The organism is Chryseobacterium sp. A321 (assembly GCF_054489265.1).
In genome coordinates, this window is record NZ_JBTMWZ010000001.1 from 1,633,148 (window position 1) to 1,652,425 (window position 19,278).

Consider the following 19,278-nt stretch of genomic DNA (forward strand, 5'->3'; position numbering starts at 1 on the left):
TTTATCTTTGGTCATTAATCAAATATGAAAGTACTCTATAAAATACTCTTTGTTCTCTTTGTGGGTTTCTCACAATTTGCGTTTTCACAAACAGGCAAGGAAATTATTGAAAAAAATATTGAGCTCTCCGGAGGTCTTCGCAATTGGAAGTTATTGAACTCTGTGATTCTTTCTGGAAAAGTCACCTTAGGAATCAAAGATGAGTATCCGATTCGGATCTATCAACAGAGACCCAATTTAACCAAAACCATGATTACCATTGGTAAGAAGAACATGGCCATTGAAGGGTACGACGGAAAGGACGGGTATGCGATGAATTACGCGGCAAACAAGCTTCAGAAGTATCCAAGCTATAGCCCTGAGAGTTTTGATAATGATTTTATTGATTTTGAAAACAAGGGGTTTCAAGCCAAGTATTTAGGGAAAGAAAAGGTAGGGGATAAGTACTGTTATAAAGTCGAGCTACTGAAGAATGTGAACCGCACGGTGTATTATTTTGATACGAAAACCTACATGCTTTTAAAAGAAGAAAAGAAAGACGAAACCCTTTTGTATTCGGATTATGAAAAGGTAGGCAATTTGCTGTTTGCACATCGTATTGCGAGTGAAACCGAAGGTGAGCAGTCTGATTATGTAATGCTCATTACAAAAATAGAGGTGAATAAGGAGATTCCAGCCTCTGCATTTAAATTCTAATTCAAAACGGATTAGTAGAAACCTAAAAATAAGGAAACGATGAAAAAAGTATTTATTTTATTGTTGTCCGCCTTGAGTATTGTGCAGTCGTGCATGAACCAGAAAAGCGAAACATCAAAGGAAAAAACCAAAGAGCAGATGGGAAAAACAATATATGACTTTAAAGTAGAGAGCCTTGACGGAGGTGAGATTAATTTTGCCGATTTTAAAGGCAAAAATATTCTGATTGTCAATACGGCCTCTGAGTGTGGATTTACGCCTCAGTATGCCGATCTAGAAACCTTAAGCAAAACCTATGGGGATAAACTTGTGGTGGTAGGATTTCCAGCAAATAATTTCGGTTCTCAAGAGCCCGGAACGAACGAAGAAATTGGTGCATTTTGCGAAAAGAATTTTGGAGTAACCTTTCCAATGGCTGCCAAGGTTTCTGTAAAAGGAGACGACACAGCCCCTATCTTTAAATACCTGACGGAAAAAGAACTCAATGGGGTAAAGAATACCACCATTCTATGGAATTTTACAAAATTCTTACTAGACGAAAATGGAAAACTAGTGGATACTTATATTAGTACGACCAAACCTACGGACCAGGCGATTACGAAGCACTTATAATAGAGCACTTTGTCTATCTATACTAAGAGCCTTCCAAAAAATGGAAGGCTTTTTTATGGCTTTTTAGCAAAGCTAAATATGGATCCTAGAGAGATGACCGATTCTCCACTGGATTTTATTTTGGTGCTATGAACCATCGCTTGTGCAAGGGTGCTTGTTTTTAAGGGTCTTAGCTTTTGCAGTAAATGCAATCGATTGAGAAATTTAAGAACCGTGGCACCCAAAACTTCACTGGGTCTATCGCTCTTTTTACGCTCTAGCATGCCCGGTTGAAAAACGGTAAGTTTTTCAAAGTGTAAAGAGCGGATTTCCTGTTCCAATTCCCCTTTCATTCTTGAATAGAAAAGTTTTGAATTTTCATTCGCTCCGTACGAAGAGATTAAAACAAAGTGTGGGACGTGGTTTTCTCGGCATCCTTTGGCAAAGTCGAGTTGATACCCAAAATCGACCTTACGCTGCGCCTGTTTTCCTCCTGCAGCCTTAAGTGTAGTACCAAGACAGGAGAACGCCACTTCGCCCTGAAGTAGAGACTTCCAAGCTTGTGGTTTTTCAAAGTCAACGATCTCTACATGGAGTTTTGGATCCGTATAGTCTAAAGGTCTTCTAGAAAAAACATGGACGGAATCAAAATCAGGATCTCTTAGTAGCTGCTCCACTAAATCTTGACCGGTAGCGCCCGTGGCGCCGATTACAAGTACTTTCATTTTTTTCTTGGTATAAGTACCGAATTTACTACTTTTGAATTACATTTTGAGCCACTGCCCTTAAACTATAATTTCAAAATTACGTCACTATGGATGCAGAACAGATTCGCACGTATTGTCTCGGAAAAAAGGGAGTCAGCGAAAGTTTTCCTTTTAATCAAACCACTTTAGTCTTTAAAGTGGGAACAAAAATGTTTTTGCTTCTTTCACTTGATGCCGTTCCTTTAAGCTTTGCGGTTAAGACCGCTCCAGATTGGAGCGAGCAGCTGCGGGAATCTTATAGTCAGATTAAGGGGGCCTACCATATGAACAAGACCCATTGGAATTCTGTAGAGCCAGAAGGCGTCCCAAGCGACCTGTTATTTAAATTAATAGACCATTCTTATGAGTTGATTTTCAATTCGCTAAGCCGTAAGGACAGGGAAGGGATTTTAGAAGGGTAAGGGATTAACTGAATCTGTTTTTAAGAGGAAACAATCTTTTAAATACAAACGAGATTCAGCGTTACTCCTTAACCAAAATAAGTGAAAGTCTTTATACGCAAAAGCTGCTACCAAGGCATGTTGTACTGGAATTAAATAAAACCTTTTAATCCAGGAAAAAATCTCTGGATTTACGTTCGTCCTCTTTTAGTTTTTCTACTAGTGACTCAAGGCCTTCAAATTTTACTTCTTCGTGAAGAAATTCTTTAAAATGCACTTCCAGTTGCTGTCCGTAAAGATCTTGGTTAAAGTCAAGCAGATTGACCTCCACTGTGAGACGCTCTCCTCCAACCGTAGGGTTCGTTCCGATGCTGAGCATTCCTTTGTGCGGTATTCCTTTATGGAAAACCTCGACAATGTAGGCGCCTTTTTGGGGAAGGAGTTTTAGGGGACTCACCTCGAGGTTTGCAGTAGGGTAGCCAAGGGTACGTCCTAGTTTTTTTCCATGAACCACAGTTCCCGTGAGACTGTAGTCATACCCTAGCATGGCATTGGCCTGCCCAATTTTTCCTTCTTCTAATGCTTCCCTAATTTTAGTCGAAGAAATCGTTTCCAAATGAAGGTTTACGGCTTCCATTTGTTCGACTTCAAAACCTAATTTCGGAGCGAGCGATTCAAGAAGTTGAAAATTTCCGCTGCGGTTTTTTCCAAAGACATGGTCGTATCCGACGATAAGATGTTTCACTTTTAACCGTTTCACGAGGATTTCCTCGACAAATTCGGTACCGCTTAGGTTTCTAAATTCCGGAGAAAAGTCTTGGATTTGGAGAAAATCAATCCCTAGAGTTTCGAATCGATGGCATTTTTCCTCCAAGGTGCTAAGCAGTTTTAAAGAATCATTGGGATTAAAAACGAGTCTTGGGTGCGGCCAAAATGTGAGAATACCAGTTCTTAATTGGCGAGACTCGGCGCGTTCTTGAAGTTTCTTTATAATGGACTGATGCCCTAAATGAACTCCATCAAACATGCCAAGAGAGAGTGCCACAGGGCCACTGCTCATATTCTCCTTTATATTTTGGTATACTTCCAAGCGATTTAATTTAGGTGCAAAAGTAATAAATTGAAATGAGCTTCAAACCATGAATGCGCGAGACCCGTTGGAAGACCCAGGCAAAATCGTCAGTACTTTGATTTTTTGCTTTTTAAGAAAAGAAGGAGCAGATAAAAATCATGATAAAAATCTTGGAAATTGAAATTGCAAATCTGTTAAATATCATTATATTTGCACTCAAGAAAAAATTTAGCAATGGCAAACCAAATTAAAGGAAAAATTTCTCAAATTATTGGTCCGGTAATCGACGTTGTTTTTGGAGATGCTCAAGAGCTTCCCAATATTTATGACGCGCTGGAGGTGACCTATTCAAACGGTGAAAAGTTGATTCTAGAGGTAGAGCAACACATCGGTGAAGATTCTGTACGATGCATCGCAATGGATGCTACGGACGGTCTTCAAAGAGGACAGGAAGTGATCGCCCTAGGAAATCAAATTACCATGCCGACAGGCGAAGGGGTATACGGTCGACTTTTCAACGTGGTGGGTAACGCCATTGATGGACTTCCTTCCCTTTCAAAAGAAGGCGGACTTCCAATTCACCGAGAAGCTCCTAAATTTGACCAATTAACCACTTCTGCAGAAGTACTATTTACAGGGATTAAAGTAATTGACCTTGTAGAGCCTTATGCAAAGGGGGGTAAAATTGGACTCTTTGGTGGTGCTGGAGTAGGGAAAACCGTACTAATTCAGGAATTAATTAATAACATCGCAAAAGGACACGGAGGACTTTCCGTTTTTGCTGGAGTAGGAGAAAGAACCCGTGAAGGGAACGACTTGCTTAGAGAGATGTTAGAATCAGGCATTATAAAATACGGAGACGATTTCATGCATTCTATGGAAGAAGGCGGATGGGATCTATCCAAAGCGAATCTGGAAGAAATGAAAGATTCAAAATGTACTTTCGTTTTTGGTCAGATGAACGAACCTCCAGGAGCAAGAGCTCGTGTAGCGCTTTCGGGTCTTACCATTGCTGAGTACTTTAGAGATGGAGATGGAGAAGGTCAAGGAAGAGACGTACTTTTCTTCGTAGACAACATTTTCCGATTCACTCAAGCAGGTTCCGAAGTTTCTGCCCTTCTAGGACGTATGCCGTCTGCGGTAGGATACCAACCGACCTTAGCATCTGAAATGGGTGCGATGCAAGAGAGAATTACTTCTACTAAAAACGGATCGATTACTTCTGTACAGGCGGTTTACGTACCTGCGGATGACCTTACCGACCCGGCTCCGGCAACAACGTTTGCCCACCTTGATGCAACCACCGTACTTGATAGAAAAATTGCTTCCCTTGGTATTTATCCAGCGGTTGATCCACTTGCTTCTACCTCAAGAATCTTAACTCCTGAGATCTTAGGAGCTGAGCATTACGATTGTGCACAAAGAGTAAAAGAAATTCTACAGAAATACAAAGCACTTCAAGATATTATTGCAATTCTTGGGATGGAAGAACTTTCAGAAGAAGATAAACTTTCTGTAAACCGTGCAAGAAAAGTTCAGAGATTCTTATCTCAACCTTTCCACGTAGCAGAACAGTTTACAGGTCTTAAAGGAGCCCTTGTAGACATCAAAGACACCATCAAAGGATTCAATATGATTATTGATGGAGAGTTAGATCAATATCCAGAAGCGGCCTTTAACCTTAAAGGAACCATCGAGGAAGCGATCGAAGCAGGTCAGAAAATGCTTGCAGAAGCGTAAGAAGTTAAAAGCGCTTTATGCCTAAAGCTTAAAGCCCAAAGCAAAAACGTATGAATATTAAAATTTTAACTCCAGAGTTCGTTGTATTTGAAGGAGAAGTGAAATCCGTTTTACTTCCTGGAAAAGCAGGTGAGTTTCATATCATGAAGAATCACGCAGCCATCGTTTCTTCTTTAGGGTTTGGTAAGATCAAACTTTATACGAATGAAATTAGCGATGAGTTTGCTAAATATTTCACGAAAGAGAATGAGAAAGACTCTGTCTTCTCTTACGAGATCAAGAGCGGTGTCGTGGAATTCAATCATGAAAAAGGAATTATTCTAGCTGACTAAGCTTAAAAGAGTATAAACACAAAAAAGACCTCTACTTATTGTAGGGGTCTTTTGCTATGTGAAAGCTAGGTGATTTTCTAACTCGAAGTTTACGCTTCGTAATCACCCTCCGCTTCCGGTTGGTAAATAATTTGATCAATGATAATCTTAGTGGATCCTGAAGGAAGCTGCCAATCGATTTCATCGCCTACTTTGTATCCGATCAGTGCGATGGCTACAGCTGAGAAAATAGAAATTTTCTTTTCTTTTATATTGGCTTGACTTGGATAGACGAGTTTGATTTCGTTTTGTGTTTTCGCATTTGCAAAATGGAATTTCACTACGGAGTTCATCGTGATCACATCCGATGGAACATCCTTGGGATCTACAAGTTTTGCAGATTTTAGTTCCTTGGATAGTTGTTCTGCTTCCGCTGGTTTTATGCTGCCGTCTTGTTTTGCAGAACTGATGCATTGGAAAATCTTTGCATAGTCGTTTTTGTTTACAATTAGATTGTTCATATTAAGTTGGTTTTGGTTTATAGACGTAAAAAAACCGTTTGAATAGTTTCAAACGGTTTTGTATAGTACTTTAAAAAAGTTTACAAGGTTTAAAACTATAAGTTTTGTTTCTCTATTAATTCTGCTTTTTGTTTGTAGTATCCGTCGGTTAGTTTGCTATGGATGGCTTCAAATGCAGCAAGTGTTTCATTGATTTCAGCATCTGTATGAGATGCAGTTGGAATTAATCTTAAAAGAATCATTCCTTTTGGAATTACAGGGTAGATTACTACGGAAGTGAAAATTCCGAAATTTTCTCTTAAGTCTTTCACTAGTAGAGTAGCCTCTACTGTGGAACCTTGCATCATTACGGGAGTTACGCAAGTGTTGGTTTCTCCAATATTGAATCCTCTTTCTTTAAGACCCGTTTGAAGTTTGATTACGTTTTCCCATAATTTCGCTTTAATTTCCGGTCTCGTTCTCAAAAGTTCTAAACGCTTAAGTCCACCAATAACCATAGGCATGGTTAGGGATTTTGCAAAGATTTGAGATCTAAGGTTGAATTTAAGGTAACGGATGATTTCTTTATTCCCTCCAATAAAAGCGCCGAATCCTGCCATTGACTTAGCAAAGGTAGAGAAGTACACATCAATTTGATCTTGACATCCCTGTTCTTCGCCCGCTCCCGCTCCGGTAGCCCCTAAGGTTCCGAACCCGTGAGCATCGTCAACCAAGAGTCTAAAGCTGAACTTTTCTTTTAGAGCGCATATTTCTTTTAGTTTTCCTTGCTGTCCTCTCATTCCAAAAACACCTTCCGTAATGACAAGAACTCCACCGCCTTGCTCTTCGGCCACTTTCGTAGCTCTGGCTAGGTTTTTCTCTAAGCTTGCCATCTCGTTATGCTTAAAGGTAAAACTTTTCCCCATGTGAAGTCTCACACCGTCTACGATGCAGGCATGAGAATCAGCGTCGTATACGACAACATCGTGTCTTGATAAAAGAGCATCAATGGTGGAAACCATTCCTTGGTATCCGAAGTTTAATAAGTAAGCGGATTCCTTCTTAATGAAAGAAGCAAGTTCTCTTTCTAATTCTAAGTGTTGATCTGTTTCCCCAGACATGGCTCTAGCGCCCATTGGGTAAAACATTCCGTATTGTGCAGCTGCTTTTGCATCTGCCTCCAAAACTTCGGGATGGTTACAAAGTCCTAAATAGTCGTTCGCCGACCAAAAAATAACTTCCCGTCCTTGAAATTTCATTCTAGGTCCAATCGGCCCTTCTAGTCTTGGGAAAATAAAGTATCCTTCTGCATAATCTGCAAATTGTCCTAGAGGTCCAGGATTCTGCTCGATGCGATCAAATATATCTACCATTAATTGAGTAATTTATTAAGTTTCAAAGTTACTGAAAATTTACATATTTTTTGGTCTTTTGCTAGGGCAAAGACCTGAGAGTTAACCCCGTTTTTCTCTTAGTCTGCACATTCCGGTGCAAGGGGAGAATCGGCACTGGTCTCAAGCGTAGTTTGAAAGCCTTGCTCAAGCATCCACTCGTCGCTATAAACTTTGGTCATGTAGCGAGAACCGTGGTCTGGAAAGATTAGTACGGCAAGATCCGTAGAGCGTAAATCATTCTCCTCACAATACTGCAAAAAGCCTTGCGTTACGGCTCCCGTGGTATAGCCTCCCATAATGCCTTCACGCAGAGCAATCTCTCGCGTGCGGTACGCAGAGTCCTCATCGTTGACGCGAACATAGGAATCAATTTGATCAAAAAGGAGAGCGCCGGGAATTAAATTTTTTCCCATACCTTCAATTTGATAGGGACCAATCTCTTCAGGGTTTATTTTCCCTGTATCAAAATAGCCTTTTAAAATAGAGCCTACAGCATCCACACCAATTACCTTGATGTTTGGATTTTGTTCTTTCAAATATTTTCCCGTACCCGTTAAGGTGCCTCCTGTTCCAGTACAAGCAAAAAGATGCGTGATCTTTCCTTGGGTTTGTTCCCAAATTTCAGGACCGGTAGTGAGGTAATGTGCCTCTGTGTTGAGTTCGTTAAAATACTGATTTATGTATACAGAATTCGGAGTGGCTTTCGCAATGCGTTTGGCCACTTCATAATACGATCTTGGATCCTCAGGAGCGACATTTGCAGGGCAAATGTGTACTTCGGCCCCTAGGGACTTAAGAAATGCGATTTTTTCAGGTTTGGTTTTGTCACTCACGGCAAGAATACACTTGTATCCTTTCACGACACTTACCATGGCTACGGAAAATCCCGTGTTTCCGGAGGTCGTTTCCACAATAATAGATCCTTCTTTTAGAAGTCCTTTCTTTTCTGCGTTCTCAATGATATGAAGCGCAATGCGGTCTTTTGCACTATGTCCCGGATTGAAAGCTTCAATCTTTGCATAGACAGTAGCCTGCGTGTTTTCAGTCACATGATTAAGTTTCACCAAGGGTGTTTTCCCAATCAGCTCCAGAATGTTATTGTAAACTTTTGTCATTTTAAATGGTGCTAAAAAGCATGGGCAAAAATACGAAAAATTATTGATTTAGGGGAACGTTGTCCTTTCTTTTCCCAAGCAAACCTATGCACTTGACAGGATGTATACGAGAGAATAGAAGTCTTAAGAATCGCTTATAGACATAAATTTAGGGAGCAAGAACTCACGCTTTTAAGATAAAAAATCCTATTTTCGCATCATTAATATATAAGAATGAAAAACTGGACGTTTAAGACTTGGAATACGGTCTTAGGATGGGGTGTATTTGGGGTATCTTTACTTACTTACTTTCTTACAATGGAGAGAAAGTTTAGCTTTTGGGACACAGGAGAATACATTTCTTCCGCTGTGAAACTAGAAGTAACCCACGCACCGGGAGCTGCACTCTTTCAATTGGTAGGAGCGGTCTTCGCGATGTTCGCCTTAGGGGATGGAGCCAATTATTCTCTCGTTATTAATGCGATGTCTGCTCTTTTCTCAGCCCTTACCATTCTTTTCCTTTTCTGGACTGTGACTCATTTGCTCAGTCGAATTATAAGCAAAGAGAACGCCACTCTTTCACTCAATCAGCAAATCACCATCCTTTTCTCTGGACTTGTAGGCTCTTTAGCTTTTGCTTTTTCCGATACGTTTTGGTTTTCAGCGGTCGAAGGAGAGGTTTATTCGATGGCTTCTCTGTTTTTAGCCCTGATTTTATGGTTGATCACCAAGTGGGAGTCTCAGTATGGCGAGAAAGGAAATGAGCGATGGCTCATTTTAATTGCCTTTACCGTTGGGCTGTCCGTGGGTGTGCATATGATGGCCATGCTCGTGATTCCTGCCGTCTGCCTTATTTACTATACGAGAAACTATGAGTTCAGCTGGAAGAGTTTTCTCTACGCCAATTTAATCACTCTAGGGGTGCTTATTTTCGTGTTTAAGCTGATTTTCCCTGCGGTGATGAGTCTTTTCGGAAAAATTGAAATCTTCACAGTGAACGGTCTTGGACTTCCTTTTCACTCCGGTACACTGATTGCGTTTTTGCTTTTGCTCGGAGGAGGCTATTTTGTCTTAAAGTTTGCGAGAAAAAAATCCTCCCTGGTTCAAACCTCTGCACTTTCTGTAGTGTTCATGATCATTGGTTTTTCATGCTGGCTTGTGATTCCAATCCGTGCGAATGCGAATCCACCCATGAACCTAAACAATCCAGACAACGCTATTGGAATGCTCGATTATTACAACCGAGTGCAGTATGGAGATTGGCCTATATTCAAAGGACAAAACTATACGCAGGCTCTTGATTTTGATGGCATGGCCAAAAATGAGGATGGGTCTTACAAACAAAACAAAACGGGAGACGTCTACGAGAAAGATGAATCGACGAATTCTTATAGAAAAGTAGGAGAGCGTTTCAATTACGTGTATTCCCCTGAGCATATTTCCCTAATGCCTCGTATGTTTAACGACGATAAGGATGTCATGGCCAATTATATCTCTATGTACGGCGCGCCTGACTTTACCTTTAATTTCGATAATCCAGATTATGCCGACTCTCAAGAAGCCCATCAGATTTTTGATGAGTTAAGAGCCAAGTATGAAAGTGGCGAAATCACGGTAGACGACTACCTTCAAATTAAGCCTTATAATCTAATCAATGTACAAAGACCTTCGTTTGATCAAAACCTTGATTATTTTATTACATTTCAAAATGGATACTATTTTGTTCGTTACCTCATGTGGAATTTTGTAGGTCGTCAGAACGACCTTGAAGGGCATATGGAGAACAACCGAGGAAACTGGATCTCCGGTATTTCCTTTATCGATAATGCCCTTTGGGGAAGCCAGGATAAGGTTCCTGCAAAATACAAAAACGAAAGTACAGTGGCCTTCTTTTTCCTTCCACTTCTTCTCGGACTTCTAGGAATGTACTTTCAATTAAATAAGGATTTTGGCCGTTTTTATGCGATTCTAGCCCTGTTCGTGTTAACTAGTGTGGGAATTATCTTTTATACGGGTGTGAAGCCTTTTGAACCGAGAGAAAGAGACTACGCGATGGTTGGTTCTTTCTATGCCTTTGCTCTGTGGATAGGGCTAGGGGCAGGTGCGATCCTATTTGAATTGCAAAAGAAAGTGAAATCCAAAGCGGCACTACTTGTAGGAGGCGTGGTACTTTTAGGAGTTCCTGCCATGATGGGCTTCCAGAATTATGCATCTCACGACCGAAGCGGTCGTTCGACGGCATATGACTTTGCCTATTCCACCCTTAAAAGCTTACCTGAGAATGGAATCCTGTTTGTTTATGGAGACAACGATACGTATCCGGTTTGGGCAATCCAAGAAACAGAACGCTTTAGAGATGACGTAAAAGTGGTTAATTTCACGCTTCTCTCAACACCATGGAACATTGATCAGGTCAAAAGAAGAACTTATAACTCGATGCCGATTCCTTCCACTCTGACTCATGCCGAGTACAGAGAAGGAGTAAACGATCAGATTTATGTCATGCAAAAAGAGATGTGGCAAGAATTACTTAATGATCCAGGCGCCAGAGGACTTTCAAGCGCAGAGATGCAAGAGTTTCAGAAATTCAAGGACATGGATTCCATGCCGATTAAAGAAGCGCTTGCGTTCTTCAAACAAAAATCTCCAGGTAAGGATGCAATCCTCAAACTTCTTTTTGGAGATAGCAAATACGAGCGGTTCAATATCCTTCCCGTTTCGAAATTGGTGATTCCTGTGAACAAGCAAAATGTGCTGAAAAGCGGAATTGTAAAACCTCAAGATCAGGATAAAATTGTAAGTGAGATTACAATTGATTATACGCGAACCAATTTGTTTAAAAACAATTTGATGCTCCTCGATATCCTAGCGAACTTTGATTGGAAGAGACCCATCAGTTTCTCTACGGGTGGCGTTTATGACAATGAGAATATTTTCTATTTAAATGAATATTTACAGTACGATGGATTCTCTTATCGATTAGTTCCTATTCATACGCCTGCAAGTGGAACGGGTGAAATGGGTAGAGTAGATGGAGAGTCCCTGTATTCCATTGTGAAGAATTACCGTTGGGGCAACTTCAAGGATCTTTCTGTGCATTTTGATGAAACCTGTACGCAGAATATTATCGGATACAGAAACTCTGTAGCTCGCGCCTCAGAGGCGCTTGTGAAATCAGGACAAAAAGCCAAAGCAGTTGAACTTCTTGATTTAGCTTCTAAGGAAATTCCCGTTAAAAAATACAACGATCCGCGCTCTTTAAGTACACTTGTGTACGGATATATTCTTGCCGGACAAGACCAAAAAGGACTTGCCTTAGCTGAGGACTTAATCAAAGGGATCTTCGACGAATATGATTACTATACAAGTCTTTCTAAAGAGGAGCAGCGCTTTGCTGGGCGCGCCCTTCGGACCAAGCCACTAGAATACTCAATGGTGATAAGTGCTGTTAGCGAAGGATACGAAGCAAGAGGTGAGAGCAAAAAAGCCTACGACTATCTTGTAAAAGGTCTTACGCCGATTGACAAGCGCTATTCCACTCTAATGAAAGATTTAGAAGCAATGGGCAAACAAAAAGCGTACAGTGAAGCCGATAAACTTCAGAATATTATTCCTTTTTATCATTATTTGTTTGAAGCCTTTAAGCCATACGATTCAACCTTTGGTCCAGAAAGACTTAAGCAGATTGAGACTCAGCTAATGCAGGTTACTCAGTAATTTGTAAATTCCATCAAATGAATCTAAATTCATTTCGCTACGTATCTATTTCATCAATTGGCTTGATTTTATGCATTAGTGATCAAGTTTTGAAAATTTTAGTAGCAAAATCGAATTTCATAGATTTTTTTACTATATTAGACATCGGAATTTCATTCAATCTATTTCAGTTTTAAAGATTTTGCAAGAATAAAGGCAAAATTTTTGACAGCTAACTGCCTTACAACTTGTTCAAAAACAAATAAATGCACAGATAAGCCTACTAATTTTGGAGTAATTGGTTGTTATGCCGAGTGTGGAATTGATTGTATTGACTCTTTGTTATAAGAAGAAGCTGCACCATAAATTTTTATAATGTAGAAAATGGTTAAGTCCATTTTCTGCATTTTAATGATATAGAAATGAAGATTAAAGTAAGCAAATTTAAATATGGTAAAAACTCAATTATTGAAAATCTCGATTTAGAGATTCGTAATAATGATAAGATTGCCATTGAAGGAAAAAACGGTATTGGTAAATCCACTCTTTTTAATTTAATTGTTGGAAAAAATAAATCTAAAATCGAGATCGAGAACCCAAAAAACTATGGTTATTTTGGAAAAGATTCGAATTTAAATTTGGAATCTACCTTAGAAAAAGAAGTAAGATTATTTGATAAAGAAATTAATTTCGAGAAATATGGAAGGCTCGTTGAAGGACTCAACTTCGATAAATTCAAAAATAAAAAAATCAAAAACTTATCTCAAGGGAATCAAATTAAGGCAGAACTGATTTTTACATTGTCCTTAAAAAGTAAAGAAATGTTTTTGCTCGATGAACCCACAGAAAGCCTTGATAGAGAATCAATTCTGTTTTTATCAAACTATATAAAAGAGAGCAGTCAAATTTTCATAGTAATATCTCATGATAAAGAATTTGTCAATGATTTTAGCACTATAAAATATACATTTGAAAATAAAAAATTAGCTCGAAATGTATAAAATCGCAACCCAATTTTTTACTTCGATAAAAAACATTTTATCCCTTTTAATCGCTACACTCCTAATAGGACTGCTTTATGTTCTCTATTTAGAGACAAGCCATAGCGCAAATTTAAACAACCATTTTTTCGGGGCCGGTTTTGTGACGATTCCAGCGTTGTCTTTTTTTCTATTTTATTTTAATACGCTTTTCAGAAATAATTATTTTCGGTTTTTAAAAATAAATGTGAGGACGGCTTCTTTTTTTAGATATAGCTTTTATATTATTTTCTTTCTGACAAGCGTGCTTACTATTGTATCGCTTTTCATTTATTTCATTCTTAACTGGGTTTATATAGAGGGTTTTTCGCTCAGTTCATTAGATATAAAAAATGCGATATACCTTTTTGTTTTCAATTTGTTACTCTGTAGTTTATCGTTCCTAATCAATTCCTTTACCACAAGTTTTTGGGCATTTTTTGCGATTATTTTCTATTTCTTTTTTGAGGATTTCTTGGTCTTATTTCTCAAAAATAACAACCTACTTTTTTCCGATTATTTGCCTCAAAAGAGTTTAATTGACATATTTAGATCCACTGATATACATTTTATTTATATCGTCCCCTTCATATATATAGGTGCTTTGGCACTATTTATTTATAAAAAAAATTATAGATTATTATGAGAAAAATACTACTTTTAGGATGTTTGTTTTTTTTCGTTTTTGGTTTTGCACAAAACAGATATAAATATGTTCTCAATTTCAAAATTGATTCTACGAATAGAGATTTCGTTCAACAAGAAGTTTTTAATTTAGATATACTAGATCATAAATCGATGTTTTATAGTGAATCACTTGCTAAGTTAGATTCAATAAGGACGGTTAGTTCCTCGCTTTATAAAAAAAATGTTCCTGAACCTAAACTAGATTACATAATCTCTTTTGATTCAAAAGAAAATAAACTATTTTTTAATGAAACGATTGGATTCTCAATGGTACAGGTTGAAGATCCTCGAAAAATAAAATGGCATATTACCTCACGAACGAAACAGATCGGTAATTACCATGCGCAAAAGGCGTATGCTGAATTTGGAGGAAGAGCATGGACTGCGTGGTTCACCTCTGACATCCAGGTTCCTGAAGGTCCTTATAAATTTAAAGGACTTCCTGGTTTAATTCTTAGGATTTTTGATAGCGAAGAAGATTACAGTTTTGAGTTGTTTCAAATTCTAAAGCTAGATAAACTGTATGATTTTAAATCTTTCGAAAAGCTGGGGATAAAAACGATTAAAGTGGATTATACCAAGTATCTTGAGTTAAAGAAAAAGTTCATTGAAAGTCCTGAAACGGCATTATTTCAGATGCCGGGCTATTCCAATTTAAATATTCCTGCCGATGAAATGAGAAACTTAGTTGAATCGCTAAAAAACAGAAGAGCCAAATTTAATAATACAATCGAACTTTCTTCAACAAAATAGAAGAACTTGCAGCATATCGATAATTAAAAGCATCCTCTAAAGCGATTTAGAGGATGCTTCACTTTTTTCTAAAATGTCAGAACTTTTTAATTTCCAATGCCTAGGCAGGTTTCCAAAATTAGCCCTATTTTTGTATTCTATAAACTGGGATGAAGCCTCTTATAAAATACTGCGCTTTTCTTCGAGCCATTAATGTAAACGGCTCACGAATTAAAATGCAATCCTTGGTTCATGCACTAGAAGGAAAAGAGCTATTTAATGTAAAAACCGTTTTAGCCTCAGGCAATGTACTATTTTTAAGTTCGCTGCCTAAAGGGGAGCTAAAGGCATTCATAGAAAACCGACTTCTAGAAAATTTTGATTTTCTCTCGAAGGTGTTTCTTTACACTAAAGTGGAAATTGCGCAGCTGCTTCAAAACGATCTGCTAGAAGCGAAAGAGAGTGTTCATACTTATTTGGTTTTAAGTGAAAAAGAGGGAGAATGGCTTCTAGAACAGGTGAAAGAAGAAGCTTTATTAGAAGGGGAAACTCTTGCAGTTTCAAAAGGTCAATTGTACTGGCAGGTTCCGAAGAATTCAACGGGAGACTCGGGCGTGTCTAAGAAGTTTGCGAGACGATCGATAAAGACTCTTCTCACCACAAGAAATAGAAATACGCTAGAGAAAATATATAAGCAACTAAGTCAAATGGAGTCCTAAGTATAGAGCTCCCAAAAATGAAATACAAAGATCTATGATTCAATTTTTAGAGAACATTAAGCATAAGGATTCAAAGAACTTTTTTCTCATCGCAGGCCCTTGTGCCATTGAAGGAGAAGACATGGCTTTTGAGATCGCAGAGAAGATTATAGACCTTAGCGATAAGTACAAAATCCCTTATATTTTTAAAGGAAGTTTCAAGAAGGCAAACCGTAGCCGTATTGATTCCTTTACAGGAATAGGAGATGAGAAGGCACTTGAGATCATCAAAAAGGTAGGAGATCATTTTCAGATTCCTACCACCACAGATATTCATGAGATTGAACATGCAAATCTAGCCGCTCAGTATGTGGATGTTCTTCAAATTCCGGCGTTCCTTGTAAGGCAAACAGATCTTGTTGTAGCAGCCGCTAAAACAGGGAAATGTGTTACACTAAAAAAAGGACAATTCTTATCTCCAGAAAGCATGAAGTTCGCTGTGGACAAAGTAAAAGACTCAGGAAGCGAGAAAATGGCCATCATTGAAAGAGGGAACTCGTTTGGGTATTCAGACTTGGTGGTGGATTTCCGTGGAATTCCAGTGATGCAAAATTATGCACCTGTAATTTTAGATGTGACCCATTCTCTTCAACAGCCAAACCAAAGTTCAGGGGTAACGGGAGGACGTCCAGAACTTATTGAAACCATTTCGAAAGCAGGAATCGCTGTAGGAGCAGACGGAATCTTTATTGAAACACATAAAAATCCAAGTGTCGCCAAATCAGATGGTGCCAACATGCTTCAACTCGATTTGCTAGATAGTCTTTTGGAAAAACTAACAAGAGTGAGAGAAGCGATCCTATAAACCGATTTTTAATAACTAAAATTAAATCCAGAGTTCTTTTTAAGACTCTGGATTTTTAAGTAGATTCACGTGGTAAAGATCGTTTCTGCGATCGCTTAAAGTGCGCACTGCGCCGTTATGATGCAGTTCTTTTAGAAGATTTAGATCCACATCTACAATCAGGGTCATTTCTGTATTGGCGGTGGCTTCTCCTTTAAGAGCGTTAGAAGGGAACTGGAAATCAGAAGGGGTAAAGACGGCTGCTTTCCCATACTGAATATCCATATTGTTGACCTTCGGTAAATTCCCAACACAACCAGCAATAGCCACGTAGCATTCGTTTTCAATCGCTCTAGCCGCAGCGCAGTGTCTTACGCGTGTGTAGGCATTTTGCGTGTCTGTAAGGTAAGGAACAAACAGTATTTTCATTCCCATGTCAGCCAAAAGCCTTGGAAGCTCTGGGAACTCGACGTCGTAACATAGGGCAAGTCCCACCTTTCCACAATCCGTGTCAAAGACTTTAATTTCGTTTCCGCCTTTCATTCCGTAACATTTCTTTTCGTTCGGTGTAATGTGGATCTTTCTGTATTCGTCCACTTTTCCATCGCGATGAAGAAGGTAGGATACATTGTAGATTTCTCCGTTTTCTTCTAGGGGCATACTCCCCGCAATAATATTTACGTTGTAGCTAATGGCAAACTCGGAGATCTTTTTTTTGATTTGCTCGGTTAGTTTGGCGAGTTCAAGCATACTTTCCCTTTCTGAGAGATGGTTGAAAGGAGCGAGCAGAGGGGTGTTGAAAAGTTCAGGAAACAGCACGAAATCCGATTTGTAATCGCCCATGACATTAACAAAGAATTCCACTTGTTCGTAGAACGCTTCAATGGTAGGGAAATGGCGCATTTGCCACTGGACAAGGCCCAGTCGAACCACGCTGTCTTGCATGGTGTTCGGCCTTTTGCTGTAATAGATATTGCTCCATTCTAATAGGACTGCATTGTCTTGCGAGGAACTGTCTCCAGGCAAGTAATTCTTAAGAATGCGGATCGGCTGAAAACTATTGGAGAGCTGAAAGGTAAGAACAGGATCGTAGATTTCTTTCTTACGAACCTTTTGTATGTACTGTCTTGGAGTGAGCTCCTTCATGTGCTCATGGTAGTTCGGAATTCTTCCTCCAATGACGATGGATTTTAAGTTTAAATTTTCACACAGTTCTTTTCTAGCATCGTATAACCTTCTTCCGAGTCGCAAGGATCGGTACTCGGGATCCACAAACATTTCAATTCCATACAGGACATTTCCTGAATTGTAATGCGTGTTGAAGGTAGAGTTGCCTGTGATTTCCGCATAGGTATGGTCATCGCCATAGAGCTCGTATTGCACAATAATCGAAAGGCTGGCGGCAGCTACTTTACCATTGACCGTCACGCAGAGCTGACCGTCAGGAAAGATGGAGGTTAATTTTTGAATGTTTCGCTTGTCCCAAACATCGTCCCGCATTTCAGGATAGGACTTTTTCATTACCTCTATTAAACTATCGTAATCGTCTACATTTAATCTTCGAATGTCAACTTGCATGGTGAATTATTTGGCTGAAATTTACAAAAAATATGCCGCCTATTCTCTACGAACAAGCGAAGTGGAAATTAAGACCCATTCTTTAGAAAAGTAGGGCTTAGTGAGAAATCCTATTTTGCGAGAGCTTTAAGAATCGGTACACTAAGAGAACGGCCGAGACGGTGAGACCAAACCCAAGAGCGATCCACATACCCCATGCGCCCATGTTAAGAGTCACACATAAAAAGTATCCCAGGGGAATGGTAAGAATCCAGTAAGCGAAGAAGGTAAGATAGCTTGGGATTTTCACATCCTGTATCCCTCTTAAAATACCAAGTGCCGTGACTTGAACTCCATCGGAGAGTTGGAAGAGAGCCGCAATTATCATTAGCTTAGAGGCAAGTTGGATAACTTCGACATCTTCCTTCTTTGTGAAAAAGGTAGGCAGGATGTCTCGTCCAACCACAAAGAAAAGTCCACAAAGGAGCATGAAAAGGAAAGAGAGTTTGAGATTGTTGATTCCTACGGCGCGTAGCTCTACAAATTTTCTCTCCCCAAACTTACGTCCTACGAGGACTGTAGAGGCGACCGAAAACCCAATACAAAGGTTGAAGGTAAAGGAAGCCATGCTTAAGGCAATTTGGTGGGAAGCAATGTCTTTTGCACTCACCAGCCCGCAAATAAACGCAGCACCCGCAAAGGCGGTGATTTCGAAAAACATTTGAAAAGCGGTCGGAAGACCGATTTTAAGCATTTTTTGAAACATCGTGGTTTTAAGTTCACTTAACTTAATTCTAAAATCCTTGATATAGCGTTTGGTGGTAGAATGTTTTAAGAGAACATAATATAAGAACACCATCATGAAAATCCTTGCAATTAGCGTGGCTAGTGCTGAGCCTTTTACGCCCATCTCAGGGAAGAAAAACATTCCCTTGATAAAGACATAGTTCAAAGCAATGTTGATCACATTCGCAATGATCGTGGCCTTGGTGACCCCAATGGTGTATCCGAGCCCTTCTGAAACTTCACGAAGGGTTTGAAAGGCCATAAAAGGAAGGATACTAAAGGCCATCACCGAAAGAAAAGAAATGGTGTCCGGAATAATTTCCGGCGGTTGGTTCATATGATGGAGAAGAGGCGTAAAGGCTAAAAGTAAAATCATTAGCGCAAGACCTACGAGCATATTTAAAACAAACCCATGGCGAAAAACAGAATTAATCCGCTCGTGTCTTCCTCGGCTATGCGCCTGAGAGACAAGGGGAGGAATGGCAAAGGAAATTCCAAGACCAAAAATGAAAATCGAAATAAATAGGGCATTCCCAAGGGATACGGAGGCTAGGGCATTTGCACCTAGTAATTTCCCCACAATGATATTGTCAAATAACTGGACCGATACTTGACCTAATTGAGTAACCATGACCGGAAGGGCAAGGGTAAGGGTTTCTTTGGTGTAATTTCGATTTAAAAAAGCCATGTGGATTTTTTTTTGCAAAAATAAGG

Annotated in this window: 17 protein-coding genes; 10 read left to right on the forward strand and 7 right to left on the reverse strand. The window is 39.4% G+C overall.

Translation table 11 applies throughout. The features are described 5' to 3' along the window. Window positions 1-24 precede the first annotated feature (24 nt). On the forward strand, window positions 25-696 hold the full coding sequence (locus ACX3PZ_RS07685; protein ID WP_459112410.1) for a LolA-like protein: 672 nt from the start codon (window positions 25-27) through the stop codon (window positions 694-696). A 39-nt stretch (window positions 697-735) separates the two neighbouring features. Then, window positions 736-1,308 carry a glutathione peroxidase gene (locus tag ACX3PZ_RS07690; protein WP_459083888.1) on the forward strand — a complete coding sequence of 191 codons (573 nt, stop codon included), beginning with the start codon at window positions 736-738 and terminating at the stop codon, window positions 1,306-1,308. A 53-nt stretch (window positions 1,309-1,361) separates the two neighbouring features. Here the strand turns inward: ACX3PZ_RS07690 and ACX3PZ_RS07695 are convergent, their stop codons facing one another. Continuing rightward, window positions 1,362-2,012 (reverse strand): NAD(P)H-binding protein, encoded by a 651-nt coding sequence (locus tag ACX3PZ_RS07695; RefSeq protein WP_459112411.1) that lies wholly within the window; start codon window positions 2,010-2,012, stop codon window positions 1,362-1,364. Between the two features lie 89 nt (window positions 2,013-2,101). Between ACX3PZ_RS07695 and ACX3PZ_RS07700 the strand changes: the two genes are divergently transcribed. Continuing rightward, window positions 2,102-2,455 (forward strand): MmcQ/YjbR family DNA-binding protein, encoded by a 354-nt coding sequence (locus tag ACX3PZ_RS07700; protein WP_459083890.1) that lies wholly within the window; start codon window positions 2,102-2,104, stop codon window positions 2,453-2,455. A gap of 145 nt (window positions 2,456-2,600) precedes the next feature. Here ACX3PZ_RS07700 and ACX3PZ_RS07705 read toward each other — a convergent pair whose 3' ends face one another. Beyond that, on the reverse strand, window positions 2,601-3,524 hold the full coding sequence (locus ACX3PZ_RS07705) for a bifunctional riboflavin kinase/FAD synthetase (RefSeq protein WP_459112412.1): 924 nt from the start codon (window positions 3,522-3,524) through the stop codon (window positions 2,601-2,603). Window positions 3,525-3,740: 216 nt separating this feature from the next. Here ACX3PZ_RS07705 and atpD point away from each other — a divergent pair, with 216 nt between their 5' ends. Together atpD and ACX3PZ_RS07715 are read left to right on the forward strand one after the other, a co-directional pair. Next, entirely contained in the window at window positions 3,741-5,246 is a 1,506-nt protein-coding gene (gene atpD / locus ACX3PZ_RS07710) for a F0F1 ATP synthase subunit beta (protein WP_459083892.1), read from the forward strand. Between the two features lie 50 nt (window positions 5,247-5,296). Beyond that, on the forward strand, window positions 5,297-5,578 hold the full coding sequence (locus tag ACX3PZ_RS07715) for a FoF1 ATP synthase subunit delta/epsilon (protein WP_459083893.1): 282 nt from the start codon (window positions 5,297-5,299) through the stop codon (window positions 5,576-5,578). 89 nt (window positions 5,579-5,667) lie between these two features. Here the strand turns inward: ACX3PZ_RS07715 and rnk are convergent, their stop codons facing one another. The 3 genes from rnk to ACX3PZ_RS07730 all read right to left on the reverse strand — a co-directional run bounded on the left by rnk (window position 5,668) and on the right by ACX3PZ_RS07730 (window position 8,566). Beyond that, window positions 5,668-6,078, reverse strand: a complete 411-nt coding sequence (gene rnk, locus ACX3PZ_RS07720; RefSeq protein ID WP_459083895.1) for a nucleoside diphosphate kinase regulator — start codon at window positions 6,076-6,078, stop codon at window positions 5,668-5,670. A gap of 95 nt (window positions 6,079-6,173) precedes the next feature. Further along, on the reverse strand, window positions 6,174-7,430 hold the full coding sequence (locus ACX3PZ_RS07725; RefSeq protein WP_459112413.1) for an aminotransferase class I/II-fold pyridoxal phosphate-dependent enzyme: 1,257 nt from the start codon (window positions 7,428-7,430) through the stop codon (window positions 6,174-6,176). A gap of 98 nt (window positions 7,431-7,528) precedes the next feature. Next, window positions 7,529-8,566, reverse strand: a complete 1,038-nt coding sequence (locus ACX3PZ_RS07730; RefSeq protein ID WP_459112414.1) for a PLP-dependent cysteine synthase family protein — start codon at window positions 8,564-8,566, stop codon at window positions 7,529-7,531. A 213-nt stretch (window positions 8,567-8,779) separates the two neighbouring features. On the opposite strand from ACX3PZ_RS07730, the gene ACX3PZ_RS07735 reads away from it, so the two are divergent. The 5 genes from ACX3PZ_RS07735 to kdsA all read left to right on the forward strand — a co-directional run bounded on the left by ACX3PZ_RS07735 (window position 8,780) and on the right by kdsA (window position 16,242). Next, window positions 8,780-12,262, forward strand: coding sequence for a glycosyltransferase family 117 protein (locus ACX3PZ_RS07735; protein WP_459112415.1), 3,483 nt, complete (start codon window positions 8,780-8,782; stop codon window positions 12,260-12,262). Window positions 12,263-12,663: 401 nt separating this feature from the next. After that, on the forward strand, window positions 12,664-13,242 hold the full coding sequence (locus ACX3PZ_RS07740) for an ATP-binding cassette domain-containing protein (RefSeq protein ID WP_459112416.1): 579 nt from the start codon (window positions 12,664-12,666) through the stop codon (window positions 13,240-13,242). Window positions 13,243-13,902: 660 nt separating this feature from the next. Further along, window positions 13,903-14,700, forward strand: a complete 798-nt coding sequence (locus ACX3PZ_RS07745) for a GLPGLI family protein (protein ID WP_459112417.1) — start codon at window positions 13,903-13,905, stop codon at window positions 14,698-14,700. Between the two features lie 149 nt (window positions 14,701-14,849). Then, entirely contained in the window at window positions 14,850-15,398 is a 549-nt protein-coding gene (locus ACX3PZ_RS07750; RefSeq protein ID WP_459112418.1) for a DUF1697 domain-containing protein, read from the forward strand. 34 nt (window positions 15,399-15,432) lie between these two features. After that, the gene (gene kdsA, locus ACX3PZ_RS07755) at window positions 15,433-16,242 is read left to right on the forward strand and encodes a 3-deoxy-8-phosphooctulonate synthase (RefSeq protein WP_459112419.1); all 810 of its coding nucleotides are present in this window, start codon (window positions 15,433-15,435) and stop codon (window positions 16,240-16,242) included. Between the two features lie 39 nt (window positions 16,243-16,281). Here kdsA and ACX3PZ_RS07760 read toward each other — a convergent pair whose 3' ends face one another. Then, entirely contained in the window at window positions 16,282-17,799 is a 1,518-nt protein-coding gene (locus ACX3PZ_RS07760; protein WP_459112420.1) for a GNAT family N-acetyltransferase, read from the reverse strand. A 97-nt stretch (window positions 17,800-17,896) separates the two neighbouring features. After that, window positions 17,897-19,270, reverse strand: a complete 1,374-nt coding sequence (locus ACX3PZ_RS07765; protein ID WP_459112421.1) for an MATE family efflux transporter — start codon at window positions 19,268-19,270, stop codon at window positions 17,897-17,899. Window positions 19,271-19,278 lie beyond the last annotated feature (8 nt).